The sequence below is a fragment of the Demequina sp. genome (genome assembly GCF_016278775.1).
GTDB lineage: Bacteria > Actinomycetota > Actinomycetes > Actinomycetales > Demequinaceae > Demequina.
Window position 1 is genome coordinate 15,271 of record NZ_JADQBF010000055.1, and the last position, 26,375, is coordinate 41,645.

Consider the following 26,375-nt stretch of genomic DNA (forward strand, 5'->3'; position numbering starts at 1 on the left):
GTGGCCGAGACGATAACCGACCCCATGCTCGGCCGTCTGATCGACGGCCGCTACGAGGTGCGCGAACGCGTCGCCTCTGGCGGCATGGCGACCGTGTACCTCGCGCTTGATCGACGCCTGGAACGGCTCGTGGCCGTCAAGGTGATGCACGCGGATCTTGGCTCAGAGACGGAACGCCAAGAGTTCGCCTCCCGCTTCCGACGCGAAGCCAAGGCCTCCGCTCGATTGACCCACCCAGGCATGGTGAGGGTGTACGACCAAGGCACCGACGGCGACATCTCGTACCTCACCATGGAGTACGTCGACGGCGAGAACCTGCGAGCCAGGTTTCACCACGAGTCGACCCTGCCGGTGGGCGAGGCGCTCACCATCGTTGAATCAGTGCTCGACGCGCTCAGCGCGGCTCACCGCAAGGGACTGGTGCACCGCGACGTCAAGCCGGAGAACGTCCTGATCGACGAGGACGGTCGCCCCAAACTGGCCGACTTCGGTTTGGCGCGCGCCGTCACCGAGGTCACGGCAACGTCCACGGGAACCATCATGGGCACCGTCGCCTACTTGGGCCCGGAACTGGTCGCGAACGGCACCGCAGATTCCCGCACGGACGTGTACGCGACAGGGATACTGCTCTTCGAGGCCCTCACTGGCCGGCAGCCCTTCACCGCCCCCAGCGCGATCGAGGTGGCGGCCCGCCACGTCCACGAGGACATCCCCGCGCCTTCGACGTACGTCCCCTGGCTTCCTGCGGAGATCGACGACCTCGTGCTGGCCTTGGCGGCCCGCGAACCGGACAAGCGCCCAGCCGACGCTGGGGCCGCACTGACGATGTTGCGGCAGACGCGCGCCATGATCGACGACCCCACTCTCGACCGCCGCGCCGATCCCCCGTCTGGCACGGTGCCCGTGGTGGATGACGACACCACGATCCTCGATCAGGTTCCGACCGGTTCCACCATTTCGCTGCCCATCGGTGCTGGCATGCCAGCCTTCGCTCCCATCGACGTCGAGATCATCGACGATGACCCGGAGGCGCTGGAGCCGATTCAAGAGAACAGGCGTGTGGGGCTATGGGTGGGCGCCCTCGTGACGGCACTGCTCGTGCTCCTCGGCCTCGGCGCCTGGTGGTACACGACTCAGGGCCCGGGCGCATACACGACCGTGCCCCCCGTGGCAGGCGAGACGTCGAGCGATGCCAGGGCGATTCTCGAGAGCGCGGGCCTCGGCGTCGTCACCTTGTCCGACTTCTCCGACGACGTCCCCGCCGGATTGGTGGTCCGCACCGACCCAGGTGCGCAGGAACAAATCGGCAAGGGCGAGACCGTCAAGATGGTCGTGTCCAAGGGCCAGCGCATGGAGGTGGTGCCCAACGTGGTGGGCATCCTTGAGGCCGACGCTTTGGACCTCTTGGGCGACGAGGGCTTCAGCGTGGGCACCAAGGACTCCGTCTACGACGACGGCGCACCAGAGGGCGAGATCCTCTCGACCTCTCCTGCTGCCGAGGAGTCGGTGCCGTGGAACACGCCCATCGACCTGGTCATCTCCAAGGGCCCGCAACCGATCGTGGTGCCGGACGTGACGGGACTCAGCGAGGAACGCGCCAAGAATCTCCTGGATAGCTTCGCGATGGTCGTGGCCGTCGAGTACGGGCGCGACAACACGGTGGAAAAGGGCGAGGTGTATGCCACCGACCCCGCGCCAGGAGCCGATTCGACCCGCACCGCCGCGATCACGCTGTGGGTGTCTGAAGGCAAACCGTGGGTCGAGGTCCCGAGCTTCTACGAACTCGAGGTGGACGTGGCGCAAGCCCGTGCCGACGACCTCGGGCTGGTGGTGGAGTGGAAGCCGTACAACGCGTTCCCGTGGACCAAGAAGGAGTTTGTTGCCGATCAGAGCATCAAGGAGGGCAAGCGGGTCGAAGAGGGCACGACGATCACCCTCTACTACGACAGTTAGTCGTCCTGAGGTCACCACTGTGCGAACAGCTCAGTGGCGAGGTTGCGCCACTTTCGCAGGCCCCAGTCCTCGCCCGCGCGCCCGCCGCGGCGATCAGAAAGCCATTGATCAATCTCCCCCGCGGGAATGGGCCGACAAAGGTGGTACCCCTGGGCGTCGTCGCACCCGTACGCGGAGAGGTGTTCCAGCACTTCGGCGTTCTCCACGCCCTCCGCGACGATCGTCAGCCCGAGGTTGTGCCCCAAGTCGATGACGCTATGCACGATCAGCGCGTCGCTGGTGTCCTCATGCATCGTCATGACAAAGGACTTGTCGATCTTCAGTTCGGAGATGGGCAGGTTTTTCAGCTGGCCAAGGCTGGTGTAGCCAACCCCGAAGTCGTCAATCGAGATCTCCACTCCAAGATCAGCAAGCCCCCGCAGAAGCCGGGACGCACGCTCCGGATCGGCCATGATCGCCGACTCGGTGATCTCCAACTTCAGCAACGCGGCCGGCACGCCGTGAGCCTCCAAGAGCTCCTCTACGCTGCGCGGCAGGTGCTCGTCCAGGAGACTCCTGGCGGACAGATTCACCGCCACCTGAAGGGGTGCCCCTTCATCGACCCAGGACCTCGCCTGGGACAACGCGGAGTTCAGCACAAACCGCGTGAGCGGGCCAATCAGCCCCGTGTACTCGGCCAACGGCACAAAGTCATCGGGGTACACCGCGCCGCGCGTGGGGTGCTCCCATCGCACGAGCGCCTCCACTCCGGTCACCTCGCCAGACCCCATGTCCAACGTGGGTTGATAATGCAAGAAGAGTTCATCGTTCTCGATCGCGTGGCGCAACTCTCCCAGGAGCACGAGCCGCTCGGGCGAATGGGTATCGGTGTCTGACTCATAGGCAACGACCCCTAGATCGCTGCCCTTCGCGACATACATGGCGGTGTCCGCGTGCTGCAGCAGGGTGGAGGCATCGCTGCCATGCCGTCCAGAGATGACCACGCCAATACTTGCCTCCACTTCGAGCTCGACGCCCTCCACGTGGAAGGGACTCTCGAGAGCCTCCTGGAGGGCGTCTGCGACCCGTGTGGCCGCGGCCAAGGAGCCGACGTTCGGAAGCAAGATGGCGAACTCGTCCCCCCCGAGCCGAGCGACCGTATCGCTGCTCCTCAGCCGTGTCTGCAGTCGGGGGCCGATCTGGCGAAGAAGAACGTCACCATAGTGGTGACCGAACGTGTCATTGACTTCCTTGAACCTATCAAGATCCATGAGGAGCAGACCGGTCGTCGCGCCCGTGCGTGCGCCCGCCTTGAGCAATTCGTCGAGGCGGTCGCCCATGAGCGTCCGATTCGGGAGACTCGTAAGCCCGTCGTGCATGGACGCATACAGGGCGCCCGCGCGCTCGGCGTCGAGGAGCTTTCGATAGCCCCGGGTGATGGCGGCCAGCCCTGCAACCATGAGCAGCCCAATGATGAACACGAGAGGGACGAGTCCGCGCACGGTGTCATGAAGGTTCTGCACCTCCTGGATCCGCGCCATCGCCACCACGTGCTCCCGGTCGGCTTCGCCTTGGACCAGTACGACAATGGCGTTGAACTCCGGGTCCACCTCTTGCCCGGCGATCCGCGACACCTCCATGGTGTCATTGCGATCAACCGCGGCAAACATCTCCTCGATCGAGCTCAAGTAGCGGTCGTGACGGCTTCTCGCACGCTGAATCAGGGTCCGCTGCTCCGGCCCGGCGTCGCCGTACGCCTGCTGGAAGGCTGCCACCAAATCCGCCGACGCCGCATTGAAGTCTGCGCGCACACTGACGCTGGGATTCAGTCGGTACTTGTGGGCCAGTGCCTCCTCCGCCGCTACCGCCGCGGCCGCGCGGTCGAAGGCTTGAGACTGCCTGCTGGCCTCGGTCGCCGCCGCCGCGGCTCGCGCCGCCAACTGCGACGACCATATGGCGAACAAGCTCACCATGAGGAGCACGACGACGATGCCTACTCCGGCCAACCGACTCCGTCGAGCCTGACGCTTTGCCGTGTTCTTGCTTCCCGAGTCTCCGCTCGTGGGTCCCCCGCCCGCGCGAAAACGGCTTGGGACAATGTGGAACCAAGCAGCACCTCGCCATTGAAGTCGCATGCGAGTCCTATCGGGCTCGAATGGGGGTGTGTAAGGAAACCCCCTTGCGCTAGTCGTCCACCTGCAACTGCTCCAGCGGAATCTGGTTGCGCTGCGACAACAGTTCGGACACCAGGAACGCCATCTCGAGCGACTGCTCGTGGTTGAGGCGCGGGTCAACCTTAGTCTCGTAGCGCCGCGCCAGGCCCAAGTCGTCGATCTCGGCTGTGCCGCCCATGACCTCGGTGACGTCGTCGCCGGTGAGCTCCACGTGCAGTCCTCCGGGGACGGTGTCGAGCTCCCTGTGCACCTCGAAGAAGCCCTTGACCTCGTCCAGGATCGTGTCGAATCGGCGCGTCTTGAAGCCGGAGTCTGAGGTGAAGGTGTTGCCGTGCATGGGGTCCGTCAACCACGTGACCGCCACACCGGCGTCGCGCACACCCTCCACGATTCCAGGAAGCACGTCACGCACTTTGTCCGCCCCCATGCGGGCCACGAAGGTGATGCGACCGGGGATGTTCTCAGGATTGAGGCGTTCGGCGAGGGCCACGGCATCCGCCGCCGTGCTCGCAGGCCCCAACTTGATGCCGATGGGGTTGTGAATCTTCGACATGAACTCCACGTGGGCGCCGTCTAGCTGACGGGTGCGCTCGCCGATCCACAAGAAGTGCGCCGAGCAGTCGTAGGGCAAGCCTGAGCGCGAGTCGATGCGGGTGAGCGCACGCTCGTAGTCGAGAAGGAGCGCCTCGTGGCTCGAGAAGAACTCGACGGTCTTGAGCGCGTCGAAGTCCCCGCCTGCTGCCTCCATGAAGCGCACGGCGCGGTCGATCTCCCCCGCCACCTTGTCGTAGGCCGCGTACGCGGGGTTCGCCGCGAAGCCGCGATTCCATTGGTGCACACGGCGCAGGTCAGCAAATCCACCCGTGGTGAAGGCCCTGATGAGATTGAGGGTGGATGCCGACACGTGGTAGGCGTCAACCAGCCGCTCGGGGTTGGGAATCCGAGACTCCGGCTCGAAAGACGAGTGGTTGACGATGTCGCCGCGGTACGCGGGCAACGTCACGCCGTCCCTTGTCTCCCAGTCGGAGGAGCGCGGCTTCGCGTACTGGCCGGCCATCCTGCCGATCTTCACGACGGGTGTCGACGCGCCGTACGTCAGGATCACGGCCATCTGCAGGATCGTTCTGATCTTGTTGCGGATGCGGTCAGCCGTCGCCTCGGCGAAGATCTCGGCGCAGTCCCCGCCTTGAAGCACGAAGGCATCGCCAGCCCCTGCGGCGGCGAGGTGGCCACGCAACACGTCGGCCTCTCCCGCGAACACGAGCGGCGGCACCTGCTTGAGCCTGCCGACGGCCCGTTGGAGGGCGTCGGCGTCTGGCCACGCCGGCTGCTGCCTGGCCTCGCACGCGAGGTAGCTGTCGACGCCAGCGGCGACGAGCCTCTCGTCTGCGGTGGTCATGACTGCCCGATGTCAGCCAAGAGATCGACGTACCAAGAGGTGGACGTGTCGAAGGGCTTGTGGCCCGCAATCCGGGGGAACGCAATCGCCTTCAAACGGCCGCCGTCCTCCTCGTCGTGCCCAATCACGCCGGGCTCGCCGCGCAGGGCGGACTCGACGGCGAAGTCGGTCATGGACTTGATAAGGCGCAGATCTTCCTTGTTGGCGCGCGCTGAACGCGAGAAGTAACCGGACTTCTGCACCATCACCTTCTCGGCGCCCAGGCGGTCGGCAAACTGCTGAGCGAACCAGTTGCCAGGGTTGATGTCGTCTAGTCGCACGTGGCCGAACGGGTCGCGTGCCACCTCGCCGCCTGACTCCTCGATCTCCTTGATGATTTCCGGCACGCCAGCGCCCTCTGACAAGAAGATGTTGACGTTACCCACCGTATCCATGACGGCCTTGAGGCGCGTGGCCTCTGCGTCCAGGTCGATCGACGCCTCCGGCACGTACAGGGCGTGGATGTCCCACCGCTCCTTGGTCAGGCCGATGCCTGGCACAAACTCCAGGGTGTTCAGCCACTCGCGGTACTTCATGCCGGCCGCGGCCGTCAGCCAGCCACACGCACGGCCCATGACCTCGTGAACGATGAGCATGCGGGGGCCTGACCGGTGTTCGCCGATGACGTTCTGAGCGAACACGGAAGCCTGCTCGGCAGCGGACCATGCGCCGAGCGACTGCTTGATCGGCACCACGTCGTTGTCGATCGTCTTGGGAAGCCCCACCACGGTTAGCTCGTAGCCGTTCTCGTGAAGGTAGGCGGCAAGGTCGGCCGCGGTCGTGTTGGTGTCATCGCCGCCAATAGTGTGAAGCACGTCCACGCCGTCGGCCTTGAGCTGCTCAGCGGCGACGGCGAGGGGGTCTTGGCCCTCCTTGACCAGGCCGCGCTTGACGCAGTCGGCCACGTTGGTGAGCTTGACGCGCGAGTTGCCGATGGGCGAGCCGCCGAACTCGTGAAGGATGCCCGCCTTGGCTCGCACCTCATCGGAGATGACGATCTTCTTGCCCTGCAACAGGCCCCAGTATCCGTGCTCGTAGGCGATGATCTCCACGTCGGGCGCGACCTCGGTGTAGCGACCAATGAGGCCACCGACGGCGGACGACAGGCAGGGGGCGAAGCCTCCGGCGGTGAGCAACGCGACACGACGAACGGACATGCGACAAGCCTTTCAGAAGAGGGTTTTCCCGCTCATTCTAGGGGCGGGGCGTGGGCTGCTGCGCGACGCAGGTCCCGTGGACGGCGAACGGTGCGGGCGGTCAGGACTCCTCGGAGCTGGCCTTCCGCTGCGCCTTGTCGAGTTCGCGCTTGTACTGTGCGGAGTCACGATCGACGTACTCCTGGCCGGACATCGCACGGATCGCGTCCATCACGGCATCCGTCAGTTCCCGCAACGCTTCCCTGTCCTCTTGGCGGCCCCGATACCCGCTGATGTGGAGGGGGGCGCCGATGCGCACGCCGATGTCCTCGCGAGTAGGCACCCTCTTCCCCACCGGCTGCGCCACGTCTGTGTTGATCATCGCCACAGGAATGATGGGAACGCCAGCCTCGATGGCGAGCCGCGCCACCCCGGTCTTGCCGCGGTAGAGGCGGCCGTCAGGGCTGCGGGTGCCCTCAGGGTAGATGCCCAGCAACTCGCCGCCTCCCAGCACCTGCATGCCGGTGCGCAGCGCGGCCTCAGAGGCCTTGCCCCCGCCTCGATGCACGGGAATGGTGCCAACACCCTGCATAAAGGCCCTGGTAGCAGCGCCCTTGACGCCTTTGCCGGTGAAGTACTCCGACTTGCCAAGGAACACCACCTTGCGCTTGAGCACAAGGGGCAGAAACACGGAGTCGGAGAAGGACAAGTGGTTCGACGCCAAGATTGCGCCGCCATGCGCTGGCACATTCTCTGAGCCCTCGACCCAGGGCCGGTAGTAGGCCTTGAGGCCGGGACCCAGCAACACGTGTTTGAACATCTGGTAGTACATGCGTCTCCTCGTGTTCGCTCTAGCGGGGCGTCAAGTCGAGCGGCACGGCCTCGCGAGCGAGCGCCGCTGCCCCCACGATTCCGGCGTCGTTTGCCATGTCGGCGGCCAAGATGGGAGGCACTGGGCGATGGCCACGTGCGGTCAGGTGCTCGAAGAAGGCCTCGCGGGCCGGTTCAAGCATGAGATCTCCCGCAGCGATCACGCCCCCGCCGATGACGAACACCTCGGGGTCGAGTACGGCGGCGACTTGAGCGCAGCCCTCGCCGATCCACCGGCCCACATCCGCCAGGAGTTCGAGTCCCAGTTCGTCGCCGTCAAGAGCGGCGGCCGTGACATCCGGACCGGAGATGGCCTGGGGCTTGCCGCCCGCGCGCTCGATCAGACCGGCGGCGCGCACGGGGCGATCGACGGCTGCCTTGCGGGCCTCGCGAGTCAAGGCAGAGCCAGACGCGTATTGCTCCCAGCAGCCCTTTTGCCCGCATCCGCACGGTTGACCGTTCGGCACCATGCGCAAGTGGCCCAGTTCGGCGGCAAAGCCATAGGCGCCACGCACCAGTTCACCGTCGACCACGATCGCGGACCCTAAGCCAGTGCCGATGGTGAGCATCACCATCGTCCCTGTGCCCTTGCCAGCGCCGTGAACGTATTCCGCCCAGCCCGCAGCGTTCGCGTCGTTCTCCACCACCACGGTGATGTCGTCTCGGCCCATCATGGCCCGCAGGTTGTCTCCCAGCGGGTAGTCGCGCCATGCGATGTTGGGAGCGAAATTCATGTGGTTGCGGTCGGAGCTTGCGAAGCCAGCCGCCGCAAGGCCTACGGCCCGCACGTCGTACTTCGCCGACAACTCCGCCACCGCGTCGGCGATGGCCGCATCGATGCTGCCGGGGTTCTGCGGCTGGGTGGGGCGGCGCACCTTCGTCAAGATCGTGCCAGTGCTGTCGACCACGCCCACAGCGATCTTGGTTCCCCCAATGTCGACACCCACCGCGTCCACGTCAATCCCTTCAGATGTATGTCATTCGACCCCACCGAGGGTATCGTGAGCGCAACCATTCACCTTGCCAACGGAGTCAACATGAGTGATGCATCGTCCCCAGCGTCCCCTGCCCGCAACATCATGGAACTCGCGACGGAATCCTGGTCTCTGCGCGCAGACAAGGTGGTGATGCGCTACACCGACGCCGATGACCAGTGGATCGACGTCACCGGCGCTCAAGCACGCGCACACGTCGACGCCGTCGCGAAGGGGCTGATCGCGCGAGGCTTGGGTCCAGGCGACACCATCGGCATCATGTGCCGCACACGGTTCGAGTGGACAGTGCTTGACATGGCCATCTGGTCGGCAGGTGCCATCCCTGTTCCCGTCTACGACACGTCGTCGTCGTCCCAAATCGACTGGATCACGTCAGACGCCAACATCGCCACGCTGTTTGTCGAGACCGATGCCCACGCGGCTCTCGCACGCAAGGTCGCCTCCGACTCCGAGTCGCCGCTCACCGCCATCGAGGTCATCGACAGGGGCGCCATCGACGCCCTCATGGCAGAGGGTGCGAGCGTGAGCGACGCCGAACTTGAGGCGCGCCGCACGGCCCCCGGTCCCGATGACCTGGCCACCATCATCTACACGTCCGGCACCACTGGCAGGCCCAAGGGCGTCCGCCTCACGCACGGCAACTACACCGTGCACGTGGCCGGAATCCAAGAAGAGTTGCACGACGTCCTGTTCGAGGAGGGTGCCTCGACCGTCATGTTCCTGACGCTCGCGCACTCGCTTGCCCGGCTCGTCGAGGTCGCGCTCGTGGCGTCCGGCACCGTCCTGGGCTTCTGCCCAGACTCGACCAAGTTGGTCCCCTATATGGGCACGTTCAAGCCGACGCTGATCCTGGCCGTTCCGCGCGTGTTCGAGAAGGTCTATACGTCGGCCGAGCAGAAGGCCGCAGCTGGCGGCAAGGTCAAGATCTTCCGGTGGGCAGCCAAGCAGGCGATCGACTACTCGAGGGCGCTCGACACACCAGAGGGCCCGTCGGCTGCACTGAAGCTGCGCCACCGCATTGCCCACCGGCTGGTCCTGCAGAAGATTGTCAACGTGCTGGGAGGGAATGGCCACTGGGCCATCTCCGGCTCCGCCCCGCTGGGCGAACGGTTGGGGCACTTCTATCGCGGGCTGGGCCTGGTGGTGCTCGAGGGATACGGACTCACGGAGACCAACGCTGCGTCTCACGTGAACCGCCCCGAGCGGTCCAAGATCGGCACCGTGGGCAAGCCCCTGCCCGGCATCGAGGTCAAGATCGCCGACGACGGCGAGATCCTGTTGCGCGGGCCCTCGCTGTTCTCCGGCTACCACCACAATCCCGACGCGACGGCCGAGTCAGCGCAGGGTGACTGGTTCTTGACGGGTGACATTGGCGCCGAGGACGACGAGGGTTACCTCACCATCACTGGCCGCAAGAAGGAACTCATCGTGACGGCCGGCGGAAAGAACGTGGCGCCCGCGATGCTGGAGGACCGACTGAGGGCCTATCCGCTGGTCTCTCAGTGCGTGGTGGTGGGCGACGGCAAGCCCTTCATCGCCGCGCTGATCACTCTCGATGCTGAGGCACTACCAGGCTGGCTCAAGGCGAAGGGCCTGCCCGAGCTGACGGTGGCAGAGGCGGCGGCCGACGCGACGGTGCGCGAGCACCTTGACAAGGCGGTCGAGCGAGCCAACAGGGCGGTGTCACGCGCCGAGTCGATCCGCAAGTACGAGGTGGTGCTCGAGGACTTCACGATCGCGAACGGCTACCTCACTCCTTCCCTCAAGGTGGTGCGCGCCCGCGTCATGAAGGACTTCCACGAACGCATCAAGGGCCTGTATCGCGAGTAACTGGCGACAGGACCGCGTCGCTCTAGCCGCTACAGGGCACTCCTTCTGGCCTCATCAGCCGGCGTGGGAGTAATCGCGTTGATGAGCGCGACGATCAGCAGGTAGGCGAGCCCGTACACGAGCAGTGCGAACAGCGTCGAGAACTCCAGAACGTATTGGCTCTGGTAGGTCTCGGTGGGAAACACGCCGCGGAACGGATCGAGCAAGACGCCGCTCATCTCGTACCACCAACTGACAAAGCCGTTGTCTTCGTTGGCGCCGAACAGCTTGAGCACGAACCGCAAGAGCAGGAACGCTCCCACCAACGTGAACAGAAATTCCAGAATTCTGGTGACGAGCAGATTGATGCGCACGGCGCCTCCTTCGTCGGGCAAAGGTCCCGCGACCCGCAAGGCAACCGTGCGGCGCCGGGGACACGCAACTGGTCATTTTCCAGGTTAGCCGCCACCACATCGTCGTCAAGCCCTCACGAAGCTCGCCTCCCGGGGTGGATGGAATGGGGCTGTCGCGGATGAGGCGAGGGTCAGCTGGCGCGTTCATCCCGCACAAGTCGCAAGGGCGGCAATAGTCCCCCTTGCGACATGGCGGTGATGGCCGCCGCTTGGTCCTCGTCCACTTCGATGGTCTGGGGACGCCGCGTGATCGTGAGAAAGGACACCACGCAGTCGCCGCACGCTGGGCCGCGTGCCGTGCACTCATCGCATTCGATCAACATGACACTCACGCTAAACGCGACCCCTGACATCTGGACATGAGCGCCAGCGCCCACCCCTGTCTGACCCGTGACGTACGGTCTGACACATGACCATCGACGCGCCCGATCTGAGCTCTCAACTTCAGGGCGTGCAGGTAGGACTCGACCAGATCGGCGAGCCGCTCCACGCCACCACCTTTGTGGTGGTCGACCTCGAGACCACCGGCGGCTCTCCCTCGGGGAGCGCCATCACCGAGATCGGCGCGGTCAAGACGCGCGGCGGCGAGGTTCTCGGGGAGTTTCAAACGCTCGTTGACCCAGGGCTGCCCATCCCACCCATGATTGTCGCCCTCACCGGGATCACCGACGCCATGGTGGTGGCCGCACCCAGGATCGAGCAGGTGCTTCCCAGCTTCCTCGAGTTCCTCGGAGACGCCGTGCTGGTCGCGCACAACGCGCCATTCGACGTCGGCTTCCTCAAGGCAGCCTGCCGCCAGCATGGCTACCGCTGGCCTGGCAACGAGGTGGTGGACACGGTCACCTTGGCCCGCAGGGCCACCACCAAGGAGGAGGCTCCCAACAAGAAACTGTCGACGCTGGCACGCGCCTTCGGCACTGTGGTCACCCCCAACCACCGCGCACTGGAAGACGCCAGGGCCACGTCGGAGATCCTCCACCACATGCTCGAGCGGTTGGCGCGCTTTGGCATCACGCACCGGGAAGATCTGGACGCCCTGCGCAACCCTGTGCCGGAGAAGCTGAGCAAGAAGGCCACGATGGCCGACAAGGTACCCGCGCAGCCAGGCGTCTACGTCTTCAGGGGCCCGCAAGGCGAGCACCTGTACGTCGGCACCTCCAAGAACCTGCGCTCGCGCGTCAAGACCTACTTCACGCGGGGCGAGCAACGCCGCCAGATCAGGGAAATGCTCGAACTCGCAGTGGGAGTCGACACCTACGTGTGCGCCACCGACCTGGAGGCCAGAGTCGTCGAGGTGCGGATGATCGACCGTCACCGCCCCCGCTACAACCGCCGCTCCGCACGGCCGGAGCGCACGGCCTGGATCGGCTTCACCGACGAGCGCTACCCACGCCTGCGCGTCACCCGCTCGGCATCCGGCGGCGGTGCGCTCGTGGGGCCGATGCGCGGCGGGGGCGAGTCTCAGTCCGCGATCGAAGCCGTTCAACACGCGCTAGGGGTGCGCACGTGCACCACGCGGCTCACGATCGTGCCGCGGGCCGGCGCTAGGGCGTGCCTGCAGAAGGATCTGGGCCAGTGCGCGGCCCCGTGCGTAGCTGGTGCAGAGTCTGGCTACGACGCCACCGTGGCGGCGGCCACTGCGGCACTGCAGGACGACCCCTCCCCCGTGGTCGCGGCGCTCTCCCAAGCCATTCAGGAGCACGTCGACAAGCTGGACTTCGAACGCGCGGCGCAGCTTCGGGACGGCATATCGGCCCTCGTCGACGGATCGATGCGTGCCCAACGGCTGCAGGCGCTGCGCGGCGTGCGCCTGGTCGCCGTCAAGCGTTCAGGTCACGGCTTCGACGTGGTGTGCGTCGCGGACGGCGTGCTCGCGGGATCGGCACACGTCTCTCAAGGGGTCTGGGCCGCATGCGCGCGGCTCAAGGACGAGTGGGACGAGGCCCCGGCCGATGCCCTGGTGGAGGAGCGCGAGATGATCGCGCGCTGGCTGGAGTCAGAAGGCACCAGACTCGTGTTCATCGAGGGCGAGTGGAGCAGCCCCGCCATGGGTGCCGCCAGGCACGCCCGCTGGGTGAGCGCGCGCAACCTCGACCGCGAGAGCGTCGAGCAGTTGCGCCGCTAGGCCACTCAGTCCTGAGTCGCCTTGGCCCAGCGATGCAAGGTGGCCTCGGCCGCGCCGGAGTCAATCGCGTTCGCCGCCGCAGTCATGCCAGCCTTGATCCGGGTGACCAGATCGTCGGCGTCCGTGCCTGGGAGCGTCCCGTCCGCCGCGATCGCCAGCGCGGCGTTGGCGATGACGGTCTCACGCACCGGCCCGCTCGCCCCCGCCAACACGGACCGCACCACTGCGGCGTTTTCGTCGAACTCGCCTCCGCGCAGCGCCTCGATCGGGATCGGGTGCAGCCCCAGGTCCGCGGCAGCGTCGATCACGGCCTCGCTCACCACACCATCTCTCACGGTCCACACGCGAGTGGCCGCGGTCGCAGCCAACTCGTCCAGGCCATCCTCGTTGCGGAACACCATGCCGTCGCGGCCGCGCATGGCGAGCACCTCTGCCATGACGGGGGCCAACGCGGCTGACGACGCGCCAATGGCGCTGACGGCTGGCTGGGCTGGGTTGGTGAGCGGACCCAACACGTTGAAGATGGTGGGGATGCCGAGCTCTTTGCGCACGGGGCCAGCAAAGCGCATGGCCGGGTGAAACTTGATCGCGTAGCAGAAGGTGATGCCGACCTCTTCGACCACCTCGGCCACGCGCTGCGGCTCGAGGTCGAGGTTGACGCCGAGCGCGGAAAGCACGTCGGAAGACCCTGTGGTGGAGGATGCGGCACGGCTGCCGTGCTTGACCACCCGTAGCCCCGTGCCAGCGATCACGATCGCGGCCATGGTCGAGATGTTGACGGTGTTGGCCTTGTCGCCGCCAGTACCCACGATGTCAACGCAGCGACCAGGGACGGTGAGAGGTGCGGCGTGGGCGAGCATCGTCTCCACCATGCCGTTCACCTCTGCCGCGGTGGCCCCCTTAGTCTGCATCCCCATGAGGAACGCCCCCAATTGGGCGTCGGTGGCGCGACCGTTGAAGACCTCGTCGAGCATCCAGGCCGTGTCCGCCGCGTCGAGGTCCTCGTCAAAGGACAGGCGCATCAGGATGTCGGGCCACGTTGCCATGAGAATTCCTTCTGTGGAGAGTCAGTAGAGGGGTGGAGAACCTAAGCGGTCGCTGAAGCGGGCTCGAAGAAGGCGTCGACGGCGTCCTTCACGACGAACGGGTCAAGCGGGTGCGCGACGGCGGCGTCTGCCTCGGACCACGTGGCGAGCCAAGCGTCGGCCGTGCGGCCCACCAGCAACAGGATGGGCGGGCACACAAAGAGCTCGTGCTTGAACTGCCGCGCGATGCCCATTCCTCCAGACTTGGCCGCCTCGCCGTCAAGAATCATGAGGTCGAAGTCGTTGGCGTCCGCCTGCATCACGGTGCCGTCGTGGGTGGCGGTCTCGGTCCACTCGACGGACCTGCCAGAGGTGGTGTGACCGACAGCAAGCTTGACCTTGTCACGCACCGTGACGTCGTCGCTGTAGAGCAAGATGTTGACTGGCTTGAGTGCCGGAGAGTCGCCGGGGCGAACAGTGACGTCGTTCATGCGGTCCATTCTGGCACGACGCACAGGGACGACGTCCGGTCTCGACTTGTGTGGCGCGCCGGGACCCGGGACCTTTGCTCGCGCTCGCGCTCAAGACAGGCATAATGGGTCCATGTCCCACGCACCAGCGGCGATGTCCTCCCCGATCCACGCTACGCGCCCCAATCGAGTCGCGGTCGGGACCATAGTCTGGCTTAGTTCCGAACTCATGTTCTTCGCAGGACTTTTCGCCATGTACTTCACCCTGCGAGGCGAGGCTCCCGGCGAGTGGGCCTCCGGCACGTCGTTGTTGAACGTGCCGTTTGCGTTGTTCAACACCGCGATCCTGGTGGCGTCATCCTTCACCGCCCAAGCGGGCGTGTGGGCCGCCGAACGTTACCAACGCCGACGCACGGGCTCACTGTTGAACTTCCGCGCGTGGGGCGTCCACGAGTGGTTCGTGCTGACGTACATCATGGGCTCGCTCTTCATCGCCGGCCAGATCTTTGAGTACTCCGAGCTGGTCCACGAGGGCCTCACCATCTCGTCCTCGCCTTATGGCTCCGCCTTCTACATCACCACCGGCTTCCACGGCCTCCACGTACTTGGCGGCCTGATCGCCATGCTGTTCGTGCTGGGCCGCTCCTTCGTCGCTAGGAAGTTCGGCACGCTCGAGGCAACCACCACCATCGTCGTGTCCTACTACTGGCACTTTGTCGACGTGGTCTGGGTTGCCCTGTTCCTTGTCATCTACGGTCTGCAATAGGGGGACCCGATGCGCACAGTTGCTTTGAAGCGTCACCACCGCGCGGCGCCCCTGATCCTGATGTTCGCGTTGCTGGCTGGACTCACCATGGCCGCATCGTTTGCTCGTTCGGAGCCAGCACAGGCAACGGTGGCGTCTGAGGACGCCATCCAAGAGGGCCAGAAGCTCTTCGCCGCCAACTGCGCCACGTGCCACGGCTTGAGCGCTCAGGGCCAAGACGGCGTCGCGCCGACGCTGGTAGGGGTTGGTGCAGCCGCCGTTGACTTCCAGGTGGGCACCGGCCGCATGCCGATGCAGGCCTCCGGCCCGCAGGCAATCGCCAAGGACGTCCAGTTCAACGACAAGCAGATCGCTCAGCTGGCCGCTTACGTCGCGTCGCTCGGCCCCGGACCTTCTGTTCCCGACGCGGAGGCGGTCGACGCCGCGCTTGGCGACCCCGCCAACGGCATGCAGCTGTTCCGCACCAACTGCTCCATGTGTCACGGGTCAGTGGGAGGCGGCGGAGCGCTCAGTCAGGGCAAGTACGCGCCCGCGCTGTGGGCGACCACCCCCACCCACATCTACGAGGCCATGCTGGTGGGACCCCAGTCGATGCCAGTGTTCAACGACGCGAACATGACGCCAGAAGACAAGCGCGACATCATCGCCTTCCTGGAGGAGCAGCGCGACGGCGCGCCGGGAGGCCTCAGCCTGGGCACCATCGGCCCCGTCGCCGAGGGCCTGTGGGCGTGGCTGCTGGGCATGGGCCTGATTGTGGGGTTCACCGTGTGGATTGGAGTGCGTTCCTCATGAGCACCGACAACGTGAATCACCAGGGCGGCGCTGTCGACGAGGAGTTCACCGATCCCGGCGTGCCCGCTGACCACCGGCCCCGCCGTGCGGACGTCGACCCCAAGGCGGCAAATCGCGCCGAACGCCAGGTCGCGGCCATGTTCGGCCTGTCGGTGCTCGGCACCGTCATCGCGATCGCTGCCTACGTCATGTCCGACGTGGGCGGCGACAACATCGCGGGCGTGCAGAACTCCACGATGCTCATGGGACTCGGCCTCTTCTTGGCCATGATCGGCATCGGCACCGGCGCGATTCACTGGGCCAAGACGCTGATGCGTGACCACGACATGGTCGAGGAACGCCACGAGTTGCGCTCCTCAGACGAGGCCCGCGCTGGAGCCGTCGACAACCTCAAGGAGGGCGCCAAGGATTCCGGCATCGGCGTCGGACGTCGCGGGCTACTCAAGGGCTCCTTGGTGACGGCGCTCGCCATCGCTCCCCTATCAGTGCTGGTGCCAGCCATCGGCAACCTGGGCGGCGACTGGAACGTCTCCAAGTTTCGCCACACCATGTGGAAGCAGGGTGTTCGCCTTGCGAAAGACCCGGACGGCTCACTCATCAAGGCGTCCGACGTCACCATCGGCTCCGTCTTTCACGTGATCCCAGACGGCCTCACGGAGTTGGAACACCACCAACTCGAAGAGAAGGCCAAGGCCGTCGTCCTGCTCATCCGCATGAGTCCAGACGACCTCAACGTGCAGCCAGGACGCGAAGACTGGTCCTTCGACGGCATCGTCGCCTACTCGAAAATCTGTACGCACGTCGGCTGCCCAGTGGCGTTGTACGAGCAGCAGACGCACCACCTGCTGTGCCCGTGCCACCAGTCCACCTTTGACGTGGCCAACGGAGCCAAGGTGGTGTTCGGTCCCGCCAAGCGGGCCCTGCCGCAGTTGCCCATCGCCGTCGATGACGAGGGCTACATCATCGCCAAGGACGACTTCAACGAGCCGATCGGCCCGAGCTACTGGGAGCGCCTCAAGTGACCGAAGTGAAGACCGCACCCACGGACAGCCGTCTCAATCGCGCGGCGGGCTCCACTGCCAGCTACGTGGACGAGCGCACCTCGATCGGCGCGTTCACCAAGTTCATTGCGCGCAAGATCTTCCCCGACCACTGGTCGTTCATGCTGGGCGAGATCGCGCTGTACTCGTTTGTCGTGCTACTGCTTTCAGGCGTCATCCTCACGGCGTTCTTTGTACCGTCGATGGACATCGTTGAGTACGAAGGGGAGTTTGCGCAGTTGAAGGGCCTGGAGATGTCCAGGGCCTTCGAGTCCACCGTGCACATGTCCTTCGAGGTGCCCGGCGGCCTGCTCATGCGGCAGATCCACCACTGGGCAGCGCTGATCTTCACCGCGTCGATCGTGACGCACATGGCGCGCATCTTCTTCACCGGCGCCTTCCGCAAGCCCCGCGAGCTCAACTGGCTAGTGGGCTTCACGCTCATGATCCTGTCGCTCGCGGCTGGCTTCACCGGCTACTCGCTTCCTGACGATGTGCTGTCGGGCAACGGACTGCGCATCATCGACGGCGTCATCAAGTCGATTCCGCTGGCAGGGTCCTACATCTCTTACGGCCTGTTCGGCGGCGAGTTCCCTGGCGAGGCGCTCATCCCCCGCATGTTCACGGCGCACATCCTGCTGATACCGGCCCTGATCTTGGGGCTCATCGCGCTGCACCTGTTCCTGGTGTTCCTGCACAAACACACGCAATACCCGGGAGGCGGCCGCACCGACAAGAACGTGGTCGGCCTACCCCTGTTCCCGGTCTACATGGCCAAGGCCGGCGGCTTCTTCTTTGTGGTGTTCGGCGTGATCGCGCTGCTGGCCGCCGTGTTCCAGATCAACCCCGTGTGGAACTACGGGCCGTACGACCCCTCCCCCGTCTCCGCAGGCACCCAGCCAGACTGGTACATGCTGTTCATCGACGGCGCGCTGCGCATCATGCCAGGCAACTTCGAGTACGTGATCGGCGGCTTCACGCTGTCGCTCAACGTGCTCATCCCTGCCGTCGTGCTGCCAGGGCTGTTCTTTGGCGTGCTGGCCCTCTACCCGTGGATCGAGGCGTGGGCCACCGGCGACCGTGGCGAGAAGCACGTGCTGGACCGCCCCCGCAACGCCCCCACGCGCACCGCGCTGGGCGTCGCACTCATCACGTTCTACGTGGTGCTGGTGCTCGAAGGCTCCAACGACATCGTGGCGTCCCTGTTCAGCCTGTCGATCAATGACCTCACCCTGATGTTCCGCATCACCGTGATCGTGTTGCCCATCCTCGCGTTCATCATCGCCAAACGCCTCGCGATGGGACTGCAACGCAAGGACCGCGAACTGGTGCTCCATGGGCACGAGACGGGGCGCATCGTCCGCTTCGACAACGGCGAATACATCGAGGTGCACGAGCCGCTCACCGAGCAGGAACGCTGGGTGCGTGTGTCCTACGACGCGCTCAAGCCCCGCGAACTTGCGCCCGAACTGAACGACCGCGGCGTGCGCCGCAAGGGCTACCGCTGGGACCGCTTCAAGGCAGCCTGGTCGCGCTTCTACTTCGAGGACCGCGTGGAACCCGTGACGCCAGCAGAACTCAAGGCGGCTGAGGAGCACCACGCCCACGAGCTCGAGTCAGGCAAGAAGGCTGCGCCTGAGGATCCCGCGATCCACCCGTGACCGGTCGCGCTTGCCAGCCAATCGCCGCACAATGGAATGGTCACCGATGCAAGCACGTTGACCCTGTAGGACCGATGCGTACCTCCTGGTACGCGCCACAACGAGAGTCTCGGTAGTCCCCGGGGCGCACTGGAGGAACAATGGCCGACTACACACTGCCGGACCTTGCCTACGACTACGCAGCACTCGCTCCGTCCATCTCGGGCGAGATCATGGAGCTCCACCACTCCAAGCACCACGCCGCCTACGTGGCAGGCGCGAACACAGCGCTGGAGAAGATGGCGGACGCCCGCGACACCGACAATTTCGGTGCCATCGCCGGGCTCGAGAAGGCACTCGCCTTCAACCTTGGTGGCCACACCAACCACTCGATCTTCTGGACCAACATGTCGCCAGACGGCGGCGACAAGCCCACTGGCCCCCTCGCCACCGCCATCGACGAGCACTTTGGCTCCTTCGACAAGTTCCAGGCGCACTTCACCCACAACGCCATGACCATCATGGGCTCCGGCTGGTCGATCCTCGCGTGGGACACCATCGGCAAGAAGCTGGTGATTGTGCAGCTGTACGACCAGCAGGGCAACGTCCCCATGGGACTCATCCCGCTGCTCATGCTGGACATGTGGGAGCACGCCTTCTACCTGCAGTACAAGAACGTGAAGGCCGACTACGTCAAGGCGTGGTGGAACGTCGTGGACTGGGCCAACGTCCAGAGTCGCTTCGCCACCGCGTCATCGACCACGGGCCTGCTCGTCTAGTCTTTCCGCTTCACAGAGACGACGTCCCCCCTTTCCGGGTTCGCCCGGTACGGCGTCTCCCCCCGCCAAGGGCGGGTCTACCGGAAACGGTGGGCCCGCCCTTGGTCGTTCTTGTCCCAACCCCTCCAAATGGCTTAATCTGTACCGGCTTTCGATGCCCCTCTCCCGCCCGTGGCGTGATTGCTACCGGCCGACGCTGGGGTTGGCTTGGGTGCGGACACTCGGCCTGGGGGCACGCAAGGAGCTCCTCCGTGGTGGCGGTCAGGCTTGATCCCCCGCGAAGGGCCTCTTCGCGTGCTGTGGGGTTGGGTGGGCACAATTGAGTTCGCAACCGATGGTCACGTGGTAACGCTCGGCCCTTGCCGAGCGTCCTGTCGGGATTTCACTTCGAGCGCTTGCTCGACGAGATGCCGACGCCGCTCACAATTCCGTACGAGTGTCCTTAGGGACTCAAGTCAAGTGCGCACGATCAAACCATCGGCGACGGCTGCCACCAGGGCACTGCTTAGGGCAACCGCAACGCGAGCCTCATTCTCCGAGGCTTCTGCCCCGCGCAGTCGACTGTCCCCCGTGGCGGTCGTGTTGCCCGTGCCGGAGCGCTCGCATCCTTCCGACTACCACGTCTTGGGTCGACGCCTTCGGGTGTTGGCGAGACAGCGGTATCGCCCAGCTACCTTGAGCCTCCATCTGTGAGAGAAACTTGCCCAACGTCGCATCGCTGTCGTGCGGTGATCTCACGGGCGCCCTCGCGTCCTCGCCGGCAAGTATCGCGAGACGGTGGGCCTCGCTCGGGTTCGCGTCCACATCCCGCATTGGGGCTCCCAAGCCTGCGTTAACCTCGCACCCGCCCGTCCGGTCCCGCCCATGACGTCCTCCGCAACAGCTTTCACACCAAGTGGCGCGTGCATCACGAGCGCTTTGCGGCCAGAGCGCTCGCCCATTGTGAATGGCTGGTTTGCCGCGTTCAGTGATTCCACTGAGTTGACCTGCGCTGCCCTTGTTGCCGTTTGCGAAGATGTAGTTCGCTATCTGGAACGGACTGGGATGATTGCGAAGATGGGCCATTGCGCCGTCGATCACTCGTCTCGCCGACAATGAGCCGCCACTTCCGCGCGCACCACAAGACGGAAGCGGAATCTTGAGCGTCTAGCGCATACGCTCGACAAACCCATTCTGGAGCACGGCCCACCGATCGCACGGAGCAGCCTCGCTTGTGCAGATTGGGTTCTCAACCCACGACCAATAGGTCGCAGCCAGCCATTCCGGAAGGCCGCCGTCTAGGGGCGTCAGGCGCCGCTATTGAGGCCCCATCGTCAACCCCTAGTGGTCGCCAAGCCGTTTCTCCCATGGATCGATCCTGCCATGCCAATCCAACGCGAACTCCTGTTCCGCACTGACTGGAGCACCCGGAACCTGTCGCGCTGACGGTACTCGAGTTGATCGTGGGCTTGCACAACTCCGGCCGTTGGCACAGCGACCTCGCAACCTCCGTCCCACGGACTTCGAAGCACCTCAGGCTGTCGCGGAAATGGAGGCATGATCGACACATAGGCCGGCTGCGAAACGGGATCGGGTTCTGTGCGCCGCATAGCGTGAACCATACTTGTAACATCTCGGGATGGACACGACCGAGAATCGACTTGCGAATATCATCGACGGACTCTCGGGCTCACCGCATCAAGCGGTCCCCGCCAACCTGTCGTCGAGCGCCGAAACTGCTGAACGCGTCGCCGAACTCTTGGTTGCGTTTGGTGCCCTCCAGTCAGACGGACCCGGCAGGTTTCGGCCCACCAGCGACACCGCGAGCTTCTTCCTCCGAAGCGTCGCCGCTCACATTCGCGAAGGCAAGACGATTCTCGGTGGTTGGGACAGGGACAGACCTGAAACGCCGGGCGCTTCAGGGGCGCCGAGCGGACCAGCGCTCACGTACGCGATGGAACTCGCCCGTGCCGCAAATGGAGAATCCGCTCCAGTACGCATTTCCGAAGTCGTCCAGGTCATCATAAAGGCCAACTACAGATTCGGGCTCGGCTCGCGATACCTCGTGAGATGGGACAGCCGAGCACGCGCCTTCCAGTTAGTCGGCGGCCACAGAAGGCCCGAAGACTTGGACGTCACAGACGCAATGTGGAGGGAACTTGAGGAGGAGGTGCCGGGAATCCTGACCGGAAGGACCACTGATCAACTCGCCTATCACGGAAACGCAGTCGCCGACCAGGTATCGAGAACCTTTGGTGCGCTCTCGCGGTACAACATGACGTTCTTCACAATACGACTCGCGAGCAAGAAGTTGCGGATGTCCCCTGTCGAGCGATGGGTCTCGGCCCCCGAGATCACACGCGGTCGGACTCGGAAGGGCGAGTCAATCAACATCTTGGGGCTAGGAAAGGCCTTCTCGAATCTTGAAGGTCATCTGGCCGACCTGCCACCAAGCATAGACACGCCACAGTGGCCAAGAGTGGGAGATCTGATTCGGCGAGGGACTGTAGCGCTACTGAGCCTCTTGGGCCTATTGAGCGCCCTCGTCACAATCTACGCCTTCGCCACTCGTTGAGCATCCTCGATTCCATGGTGCGCACATTGGTCGTCCGTTCCGGCCCACAATGCCCAGGAAGTCCTTGAGCCGCCGGGCGTGCCAGTCGATGAGCACCCCCGTTTCTCAGGTCCTTGCCTTGGGAAGCACCGACCCGCCCTGATCCAAGCAATGGGTTATCACCATTCGCTGCAGTTGTCCGATTCGCACGGGCCGACCCGCCCGTTTGGCCCCCACGCCGCCAGAGAGAGTGGCTAGCCCCTCTTCAGTTCACGGGTGTCCTGCAGGAGTCGACGTCTTGTTTACCAGCTCACCTCGACGACCACCGGCGGCTTTGTTGAGGCGTCGTAGTGCCTCACCCAGGTGGGGCGGATCACGACCATCGCGAAGTCCTCGTGCTCCGCGCGCGAACCTGGGTAGTGAGCCACGTGGGCCGCCGCGAAGTAGGCCTTCTCTTCGCCCTCCGCGACGTAGGCGCGGCCCTCGAGTTGGAGCGAGACTTCGCCCGTGGTGCCGATGACCATGGCCGCTTTGGGGTTCGCGCGCAGGTTGGCGATCTTCCGCGCGGTGCTGCGAGCGGTGAAGAAGAACGTTCCTTCGTCGTCGGCTGCGATGTCCACGAGTGCAGCCTCCGGATCACCCGCTGGCGAGACGGTGGAGACGACGACCAGGCGTTCCTGGCGGGCGAACGCAGCGACGGCTGCGGGGTTCTGCGGGTCAATGTCCATGCGGAAACCCTAGTGCGATCCGACTGCGCGAGAGCGGGCCGTTGGGCTCGGCTGGACCACACACGCGCCACCTCTTGGTGGTGTTGGTGTCGCGTGAGCACCACATATCTGCATCGGGGCGCGACTCCGCCGTCTACGCGATCAAGCGAGTGTCGAATTGTGGTGCTCACGCGACGGCGCAGGCGGCCGGGGACTTGGGCCTAGCGTCGGCAATCCACCCCAACCCCACCACCCGTCGGTCCCCCGCCCTAGAATCGTGCCTGGCATCGTCCCCGTGCCGCCAGCCTCCAAGGAGCCAGCCGTGACCGACTCTTCCGACCGCACCCATCCAGCCGACTCCCATGGCTTCATCGAGGTTCATGGTGCGCGCGAGAACAACCTCAAGGACATCTCGCTCACCATCCCCAAGCGCAGGCTCACCGTGTTCACCGGCGTCTCGGGTTCCGGGAAGTCGTCCCTGGTATTTGGCACCATTGCGGCCGAGTCTCAGCGGCTGATCAACGAGACCTACAGCGCCTTTGTCCAGGGCTTCATGCCTTCGCTCAACCGCCCTGACGTCGATTCGCTCAGCGGAGTGAGCGCCGCGATCATCGTCGACCAGGAGCGCATGGGCGCCAACTCGCGCTCCACCGTGGGCACCGCCACCGACGCGAACGCTCTGCTGCGCATCCTGTTCAGCAAGGTGGGCCAGCCGCACATCGGGCCGCCGCAGGCGTTCTCCTTCAACGTGCCGTCCTCGACGGGCGTGGGATCGGTGAAGATCCAAAAGGGCGGCGCCGTCATCGCGGAGAAGCGCGAGTACAAAGTTCTCGGCGGCATGTGCCCCCGCTGCGAGGGCATGGGCACCATCAACGACATCGACCTCACCCAGTTGTTCGACGACTCCAAGTCGCTCGCGGAGGGCGCCCTGACCATCCCGGGCTACACCGTGGACGGCTGGTACGTGCGCATCTTCACCGAGTCCGGCTTCTTTGACCCCACCAAGCCCATCCGCGACTTCAGCAAACGTGAGCGGGACAACTTCCTCTACAAGGAGCCCACCAAGGTCAAGATCGAGTCGATCAACATGACCTACGAGGGCCTGGTCCCCAAGATCCAGAAGTCGATGCTTTCCAAAGACGTGGACGCTATGCAGCCGCACATTCGCGCCTTCGTGGAGCGGGCCTTCACCTTCACCACGTGCCCAGACTGTGAGGGGACGCGGCTGGCCGAGGCGGCGCGGTCGTCCCGCATCGGCAAGGTCAACATCGCCGACGCTTGCGCCATGCAGATCTCCGACCTCGCCGAATGGGTGCGCGGGCTCGACGAGCCGTCCGTCGCTCCCCTGCTGGCAGGTTTGCAGGAGAACCTCGACGCGCTCGTGCAGATCGGGCTCGGCTACCTGAGCCTCGACCGCCCCGCGGGCACGCTCTCTGGAGGCGAGGCGCAACGCGTCAAGATGGTGCGTCACCTCGGATCCGCGCTCACCGACGTCACCTACGTGTTCGACGAGCCCACCGCCGGCCTGCACCCCCACGACATCCAGCGCATGAACGCCCTGCTACAGAGCCTGCGCGACAAGGGAAACACCGTGTTGGTGGTCGAGCACAAGCCCGAGGTGATCGCCATCGCCGACCACGTGGTGGACCTGGGGCCCGGCGCTGGTAAGGACGGGGGCAGGGTCGAGTTCACGGGCACCGTGAAGCAGCTACGCGCTTCTGACACGCTCACGGGGCGCCACCTCGATCACCGCGCTCAACTGCGCACCGACCCCCGCGCGGCCAAGGGCGTGCTCGAGATCAGGGGCGCCAACCAGCACAACCTGCGGGACGTGAGCGTGGACGTGCCCACCGGTATTCTCACCGTCGTCACTGGCGTGGCAGGGTCGGGAAAGAGCTCCCTCATCCACGGAAACCTCGGCTCGCTCGACCAGGTGGTGGTGGTTGACCAGGGAGCCATCAAGGGCTCGAGACGCTCGAACCCCGCGACGTACACGGGCCTGCTCGACATCATCCGCAAGGACTTCGCCAAGGCCAATGGAGTCAAGCCCGCGCTCTTCAGCGCCAACTCGGAGGGCGCGTGCCCCGCGTGCAAGGGCGCCGGCCTCATCTTCACCGACCTGGGGCCCATGGCCACCGTCAGCACCGTGTGCGAGGCGTGCGAGGGCAAGCGCTTCACCGACGAGGTGCTCGAGTACAGGCTGAGGGACAAGAACATCCACGACGTACTCCAGATGTCCGTGGCGGAGGCGCTCGAGTTCTTCGCCGACGGCCCGGCCGCGCCGACGCTCCAGCGCCTGAACGACGTGGGCCTGCACTACATCGGGCTCGGCCAGGCGCTCAACACCCTGTCAGGGGGCGAGCGCCAGCGGCTCAAACTCGCCATCCAGATGGCCAAGAAGGGCACCACCTACATCCTCGATGAGCCCACCACCGGCCTGCACCTGGCGGACGTCGACAACCTGCTCGCGCTGCTGGACCGCCTGGTGGACGACGGCAATACCGTCATCGTGATCGAGCACCACCAGGCAGTCATGGCCCACGCCGACTGGATCATCGACCTTGGCCCGGGAGCGGGCCACGACGGAGGGACCGTGGTGTTCGAAGGCACTGCGGCCCAGATGGTGGCTGGCGGCAAGACGCTCACCGCGCAGCACCTCAAGGAATACGTCGCCTAGTCGCAACCCACTGCGAAGCGCGATCGTGTCACGATGGAAGTTATGAAGGCAATCATCGCGTCCCATGCAGGCGGCCCCGAGGTCATGAGCCTTGCCGACGTCCCCGCACCCGACTGCTCGCCAGACCGCGTGCGGGTGCGCGTCGAGGCCGCTGGCGTCAACTTCATCGACACGTACCGCCGCGCTGGCGTCTACCCCGTCGAATTCCCGATGATCCCCGGCAGCGAGGGCGCCGGCACCGTGATCGAGGCGGGAGGCGACGTCACGTGGGCCGCGGTGGGCGACCGCGTCGCCTGGACCTCCACGTCCGACTCCTACGCCGAGCAGATTCTGCTTGGCGAGGGCGATTGCTACGCCGTGCCCGATGCGGTGGCGTCAGACACAGCGGCGGCGTCCATGCTGCAAGGGCTGACGGCGCACTACCTGGCCACCTCGTCGTTCGAACTGGGCGAGGGCCACACGGCGCTCGTGCACGCGGGCGCTGGCGGTGTTGGCCTGCTGCTCACGCAGTTGGCGGTGGCGAGGGGTTCGCGGGTCGTCACCACCGTGTCCAGCGAACGCAAGGAGGCGCTGTCTCGCGAAGCAGGTGCCGATGCCGTGATCCGTTATGACCGGTTCACTGACATGGCTCACGAGCTTCCCCAGGAGGTACGCGACCTCACCGACGGGCAGGGCGTGGACGTGGTGTACGACGGCGTCGGCAAGTCAACGTTCGATGCCTCACTGGGCTGCCTCGCCGTGCGCGGCACCATGGTGCTCTTCGGAGGAGCATCGGGGCAGGTGCCGCCCGTCGACCTGCAGCGACTCAACGCGGGAGGCTCGCTCAGCGTCACGCGCCCATCACTCGGACACTTTCTGCGCACGCCAGAGGAGCGGGCGTGGCGCAGCGGCGAGCTCTTTGCCGCAATTCTCAACGGCAGCCTGGACGTACGCATCGGCTCCCGATACCCGCTTGAAGAGGCCCCGGACGCGCACCGGGCCCTAGAGGGCCGCAGGACCACAGGCAAGGTGCTGCTCATTCCGTGAGTGCGGAAGGATACAGGTGCGCGATGGG

The 26,375-nt window shown here is 65.3% G+C and carries 21 protein-coding genes; 11 read left to right on the top strand and 10 right to left on the bottom strand.

Annotated features, from left to right (window positions below; genetic code table 11):
- Complete coding sequence (gene pknB / locus QZZ33_RS07060; RefSeq protein ID WP_291379067.1) at positions 1-1,953, top strand: Stk1 family PASTA domain-containing Ser/Thr kinase; 1,953 nt, start codon at positions 1-3, stop codon at positions 1,951-1,953.
- A gap of 11 nt (positions 1,954-1,964) precedes the next feature.
- Here the strand turns inward: pknB and QZZ33_RS07065 are convergent, their stop codons facing one another.
- From QZZ33_RS07065 to QZZ33_RS07085, 5 genes are all read right to left on the bottom strand, one after another.
- On the bottom strand, positions 1,965-3,905 hold the full coding sequence (locus tag QZZ33_RS07065; RefSeq protein WP_291379068.1) for an EAL domain-containing protein: 1,941 nt from the start codon (positions 3,903-3,905) through the stop codon (positions 1,965-1,967).
- 211 nt (positions 3,906-4,116) lie between these two features.
- Positions 4,117-5,505, bottom strand: a complete 1,389-nt coding sequence (locus tag QZZ33_RS07070) for a class II 3-deoxy-7-phosphoheptulonate synthase (RefSeq protein ID WP_291379069.1) — start codon at positions 5,503-5,505, stop codon at positions 4,117-4,119.
- Positions 5,502-6,701 carry a pyrophosphate--fructose-6-phosphate 1-phosphotransferase gene (locus QZZ33_RS07075; protein ID WP_291379070.1) on the bottom strand — a complete coding sequence of 400 codons (1,200 nt, stop codon included), beginning with the start codon at positions 6,699-6,701 and terminating at the stop codon, positions 5,502-5,504. The genes QZZ33_RS07070 and QZZ33_RS07075 overlap by 4 nt, the downstream gene beginning before the upstream one ends.
- Before the next feature lie 100 nt (positions 6,702-6,801).
- Positions 6,802-7,512: a lysophospholipid acyltransferase family protein gene (locus QZZ33_RS07080; RefSeq protein ID WP_291379071.1), complete on the bottom strand. Its 711-nt coding sequence runs from the start codon at positions 7,510-7,512 to the stop codon at positions 6,802-6,804.
- A 19-nt stretch (positions 7,513-7,531) separates the two neighbouring features.
- Positions 7,532-8,506 carry an ROK family glucokinase gene (locus QZZ33_RS07085; protein WP_291379072.1) on the bottom strand — a complete coding sequence of 325 codons (975 nt, stop codon included), beginning with the start codon at positions 8,504-8,506 and terminating at the stop codon, positions 7,532-7,534.
- Positions 8,507-8,587: 81 nt separating this feature from the next.
- Here QZZ33_RS07085 and QZZ33_RS07090 point away from each other — a divergent pair, with 81 nt between their 5' ends.
- A complete protein-coding gene (locus QZZ33_RS07090) occupies positions 8,588-10,375 on the top strand; it encodes a long-chain fatty acid--CoA ligase (protein ID WP_291379073.1) in 1,788 nt (595 codons plus the stop codon).
- A 29-nt stretch (positions 10,376-10,404) separates the two neighbouring features.
- Here the strand turns inward: QZZ33_RS07090 and QZZ33_RS07095 are convergent, their stop codons facing one another.
- Positions 10,405-10,728 (bottom strand): YggT family protein, encoded by a 324-nt coding sequence (locus QZZ33_RS07095; RefSeq protein WP_291379074.1) that lies wholly within the window; start codon positions 10,726-10,728, stop codon positions 10,405-10,407.
- 170 nt (positions 10,729-10,898) lie between these two features.
- Positions 10,899-11,090 (bottom strand): hypothetical protein, encoded by a 192-nt coding sequence (locus QZZ33_RS07100; RefSeq protein ID WP_291379075.1) that lies wholly within the window; start codon positions 11,088-11,090, stop codon positions 10,899-10,901.
- Between the two features lie 86 nt (positions 11,091-11,176).
- Here QZZ33_RS07100 and QZZ33_RS07105 point away from each other — a divergent pair, with 86 nt between their 5' ends.
- On the top strand, positions 11,177-12,892 hold the full coding sequence (locus tag QZZ33_RS07105) for a DEDD exonuclease domain-containing protein (protein WP_291379076.1): 1,716 nt from the start codon (positions 11,177-11,179) through the stop codon (positions 12,890-12,892).
- A gap of 5 nt (positions 12,893-12,897) precedes the next feature.
- Here QZZ33_RS07105 and trpD read toward each other — a convergent pair whose 3' ends face one another.
- On the bottom strand, positions 12,898-13,938 hold the full coding sequence (gene trpD / locus QZZ33_RS07110) for an anthranilate phosphoribosyltransferase (protein ID WP_291379077.1): 1,041 nt from the start codon (positions 13,936-13,938) through the stop codon (positions 12,898-12,900).
- 41 nt (positions 13,939-13,979) lie between these two features.
- On the bottom strand, positions 13,980-14,408 hold the full coding sequence (locus QZZ33_RS07115; protein WP_291379078.1) for a hypothetical protein: 429 nt from the start codon (positions 14,406-14,408) through the stop codon (positions 13,980-13,982).
- 112 nt (positions 14,409-14,520) lie between these two features.
- Between QZZ33_RS07115 and QZZ33_RS07120 the strand changes: the two genes are divergently transcribed.
- From QZZ33_RS07120 to QZZ33_RS07145, 6 genes are all read left to right on the top strand, one after another.
- Entirely contained in the window at positions 14,521-15,153 is a 633-nt protein-coding gene (locus QZZ33_RS07120; protein ID WP_291379079.1) for a heme-copper oxidase subunit III, read from the top strand.
- Between the two features lie 9 nt (positions 15,154-15,162).
- On the top strand, positions 15,163-15,945 hold the full coding sequence (locus tag QZZ33_RS07125; protein ID WP_291379080.1) for a cytochrome c: 783 nt from the start codon (positions 15,163-15,165) through the stop codon (positions 15,943-15,945).
- Complete coding sequence (locus tag QZZ33_RS07130; protein ID WP_291379081.1) at positions 15,942-16,967, top strand: Rieske 2Fe-2S domain-containing protein; 1,026 nt, start codon at positions 15,942-15,944, stop codon at positions 16,965-16,967. The genes QZZ33_RS07125 and QZZ33_RS07130 overlap by 4 nt, the downstream gene beginning before the upstream one ends.
- A complete protein-coding gene (locus QZZ33_RS07135) occupies positions 16,964-18,646 on the top strand; it encodes a ubiquinol-cytochrome c reductase cytochrome b subunit (RefSeq protein ID WP_291379082.1) in 1,683 nt (560 codons plus the stop codon). The genes QZZ33_RS07130 and QZZ33_RS07135 overlap by 4 nt, the downstream gene beginning before the upstream one ends.
- A 140-nt stretch (positions 18,647-18,786) precedes the next feature.
- Entirely contained in the window at positions 18,787-19,404 is a 618-nt protein-coding gene (locus QZZ33_RS07140) for a superoxide dismutase (RefSeq protein WP_291379083.1), read from the top strand.
- 1,618 nt (positions 19,405-21,022) lie between these two features.
- Positions 21,023-21,958 (top strand): hypothetical protein, encoded by a 936-nt coding sequence (locus tag QZZ33_RS07145; protein ID WP_291379084.1) that lies wholly within the window; start codon positions 21,023-21,025, stop codon positions 21,956-21,958.
- A 281-nt stretch (positions 21,959-22,239) separates the two neighbouring features.
- Here the strand turns inward: QZZ33_RS07145 and QZZ33_RS07150 are convergent, their stop codons facing one another.
- Positions 22,240-22,665, bottom strand: coding sequence for a pyridoxamine 5'-phosphate oxidase family protein (locus QZZ33_RS07150; RefSeq protein ID WP_291379085.1), 426 nt, complete (start codon positions 22,663-22,665; stop codon positions 22,240-22,242).
- 301 nt (positions 22,666-22,966) lie between these two features.
- Here QZZ33_RS07150 and QZZ33_RS07155 point away from each other — a divergent pair, with 301 nt between their 5' ends.
- The gene (locus tag QZZ33_RS07155; protein ID WP_291379086.1) at positions 22,967-25,321 is read left to right on the top strand and encodes an excinuclease ABC subunit UvrA; all 2,355 of its coding nucleotides are present in this window, start codon (positions 22,967-22,969) and stop codon (positions 25,319-25,321) included.
- Positions 25,322-25,363: 42 nt separating this feature from the next.
- A complete protein-coding gene (locus QZZ33_RS07160; protein ID WP_291379087.1) occupies positions 25,364-26,347 on the top strand; it encodes a quinone oxidoreductase in 984 nt (327 codons plus the stop codon).
- Positions 26,348-26,375 lie beyond the last annotated feature (28 nt).

Excerpts from the sequence above, each read along its gene's own strand:
- QZZ33_RS07065 (WP_291379068.1), bottom strand. The coding sequence starts at position 3,905 with ATGGTGAGCTTGTTCGCCATATGGTCGTCGCAGTTGGCGGCGCGAGCC.
- QZZ33_RS07070 (WP_291379069.1), bottom strand. The coding sequence starts at position 5,505 with ATGACCACCGCAGACGAGAGGCTCGTCGCCGCTGGCGTCGACAGCTAC.
- QZZ33_RS07075 (WP_291379070.1), bottom strand. The coding sequence starts at position 6,701 with ATGTCCGTTCGTCGTGTCGCGTTGCTCACCGCCGGAGGCTTCGCCCCC.
- QZZ33_RS07080 (WP_291379071.1), bottom strand. The coding sequence starts at position 7,512 with ATGTACTACCAGATGTTCAAACACGTGTTGCTGGGTCCCGGCCTCAAG.
- QZZ33_RS07090 (WP_291379073.1), top strand. The coding sequence starts at position 8,588 with ATGAGTGATGCATCGTCCCCAGCGTCCCCTGCCCGCAACATCATGGAA.
- QZZ33_RS07100 (WP_291379075.1), bottom strand. The coding sequence starts at position 11,090 with ATGTTGATCGAATGCGATGAGTGCACGGCACGCGGCCCAGCGTGCGGC.
- QZZ33_RS07105 (WP_291379076.1), top strand. The coding sequence starts at position 11,177 with ATGACCATCGACGCGCCCGATCTGAGCTCTCAACTTCAGGGCGTGCAG.
- trpD (WP_291379077.1), bottom strand. The coding sequence starts at position 13,938 with ATGGCAACGTGGCCCGACATCCTGATGCGCCTGTCCTTTGACGAGGAC.
- QZZ33_RS07115 (WP_291379078.1), bottom strand. The coding sequence starts at position 14,408 with ATGAACGACGTCACTGTTCGCCCCGGCGACTCTCCGGCACTCAAGCCA.
- QZZ33_RS07120 (WP_291379079.1), top strand. The coding sequence starts at position 14,521 with ATGTCCCACGCACCAGCGGCGATGTCCTCCCCGATCCACGCTACGCGC.
- QZZ33_RS07125 (WP_291379080.1), top strand. The coding sequence starts at position 15,163 with ATGCGCACAGTTGCTTTGAAGCGTCACCACCGCGCGGCGCCCCTGATC.
- QZZ33_RS07130 (WP_291379081.1), top strand. The coding sequence starts at position 15,942 with ATGAGCACCGACAACGTGAATCACCAGGGCGGCGCTGTCGACGAGGAG.
- QZZ33_RS07140 (WP_291379083.1), top strand. The coding sequence starts at position 18,787 with ATGGCCGACTACACACTGCCGGACCTTGCCTACGACTACGCAGCACTC.
- QZZ33_RS07145 (WP_291379084.1), top strand. The coding sequence starts at position 21,023 with ATGGACACGACCGAGAATCGACTTGCGAATATCATCGACGGACTCTCG.
- QZZ33_RS07150 (WP_291379085.1), bottom strand. The coding sequence starts at position 22,665 with ATGGACATTGACCCGCAGAACCCCGCAGCCGTCGCTGCGTTCGCCCGC.
- QZZ33_RS07160 (WP_291379087.1), top strand. The coding sequence starts at position 25,364 with ATGAAGGCAATCATCGCGTCCCATGCAGGCGGCCCCGAGGTCATGAGC.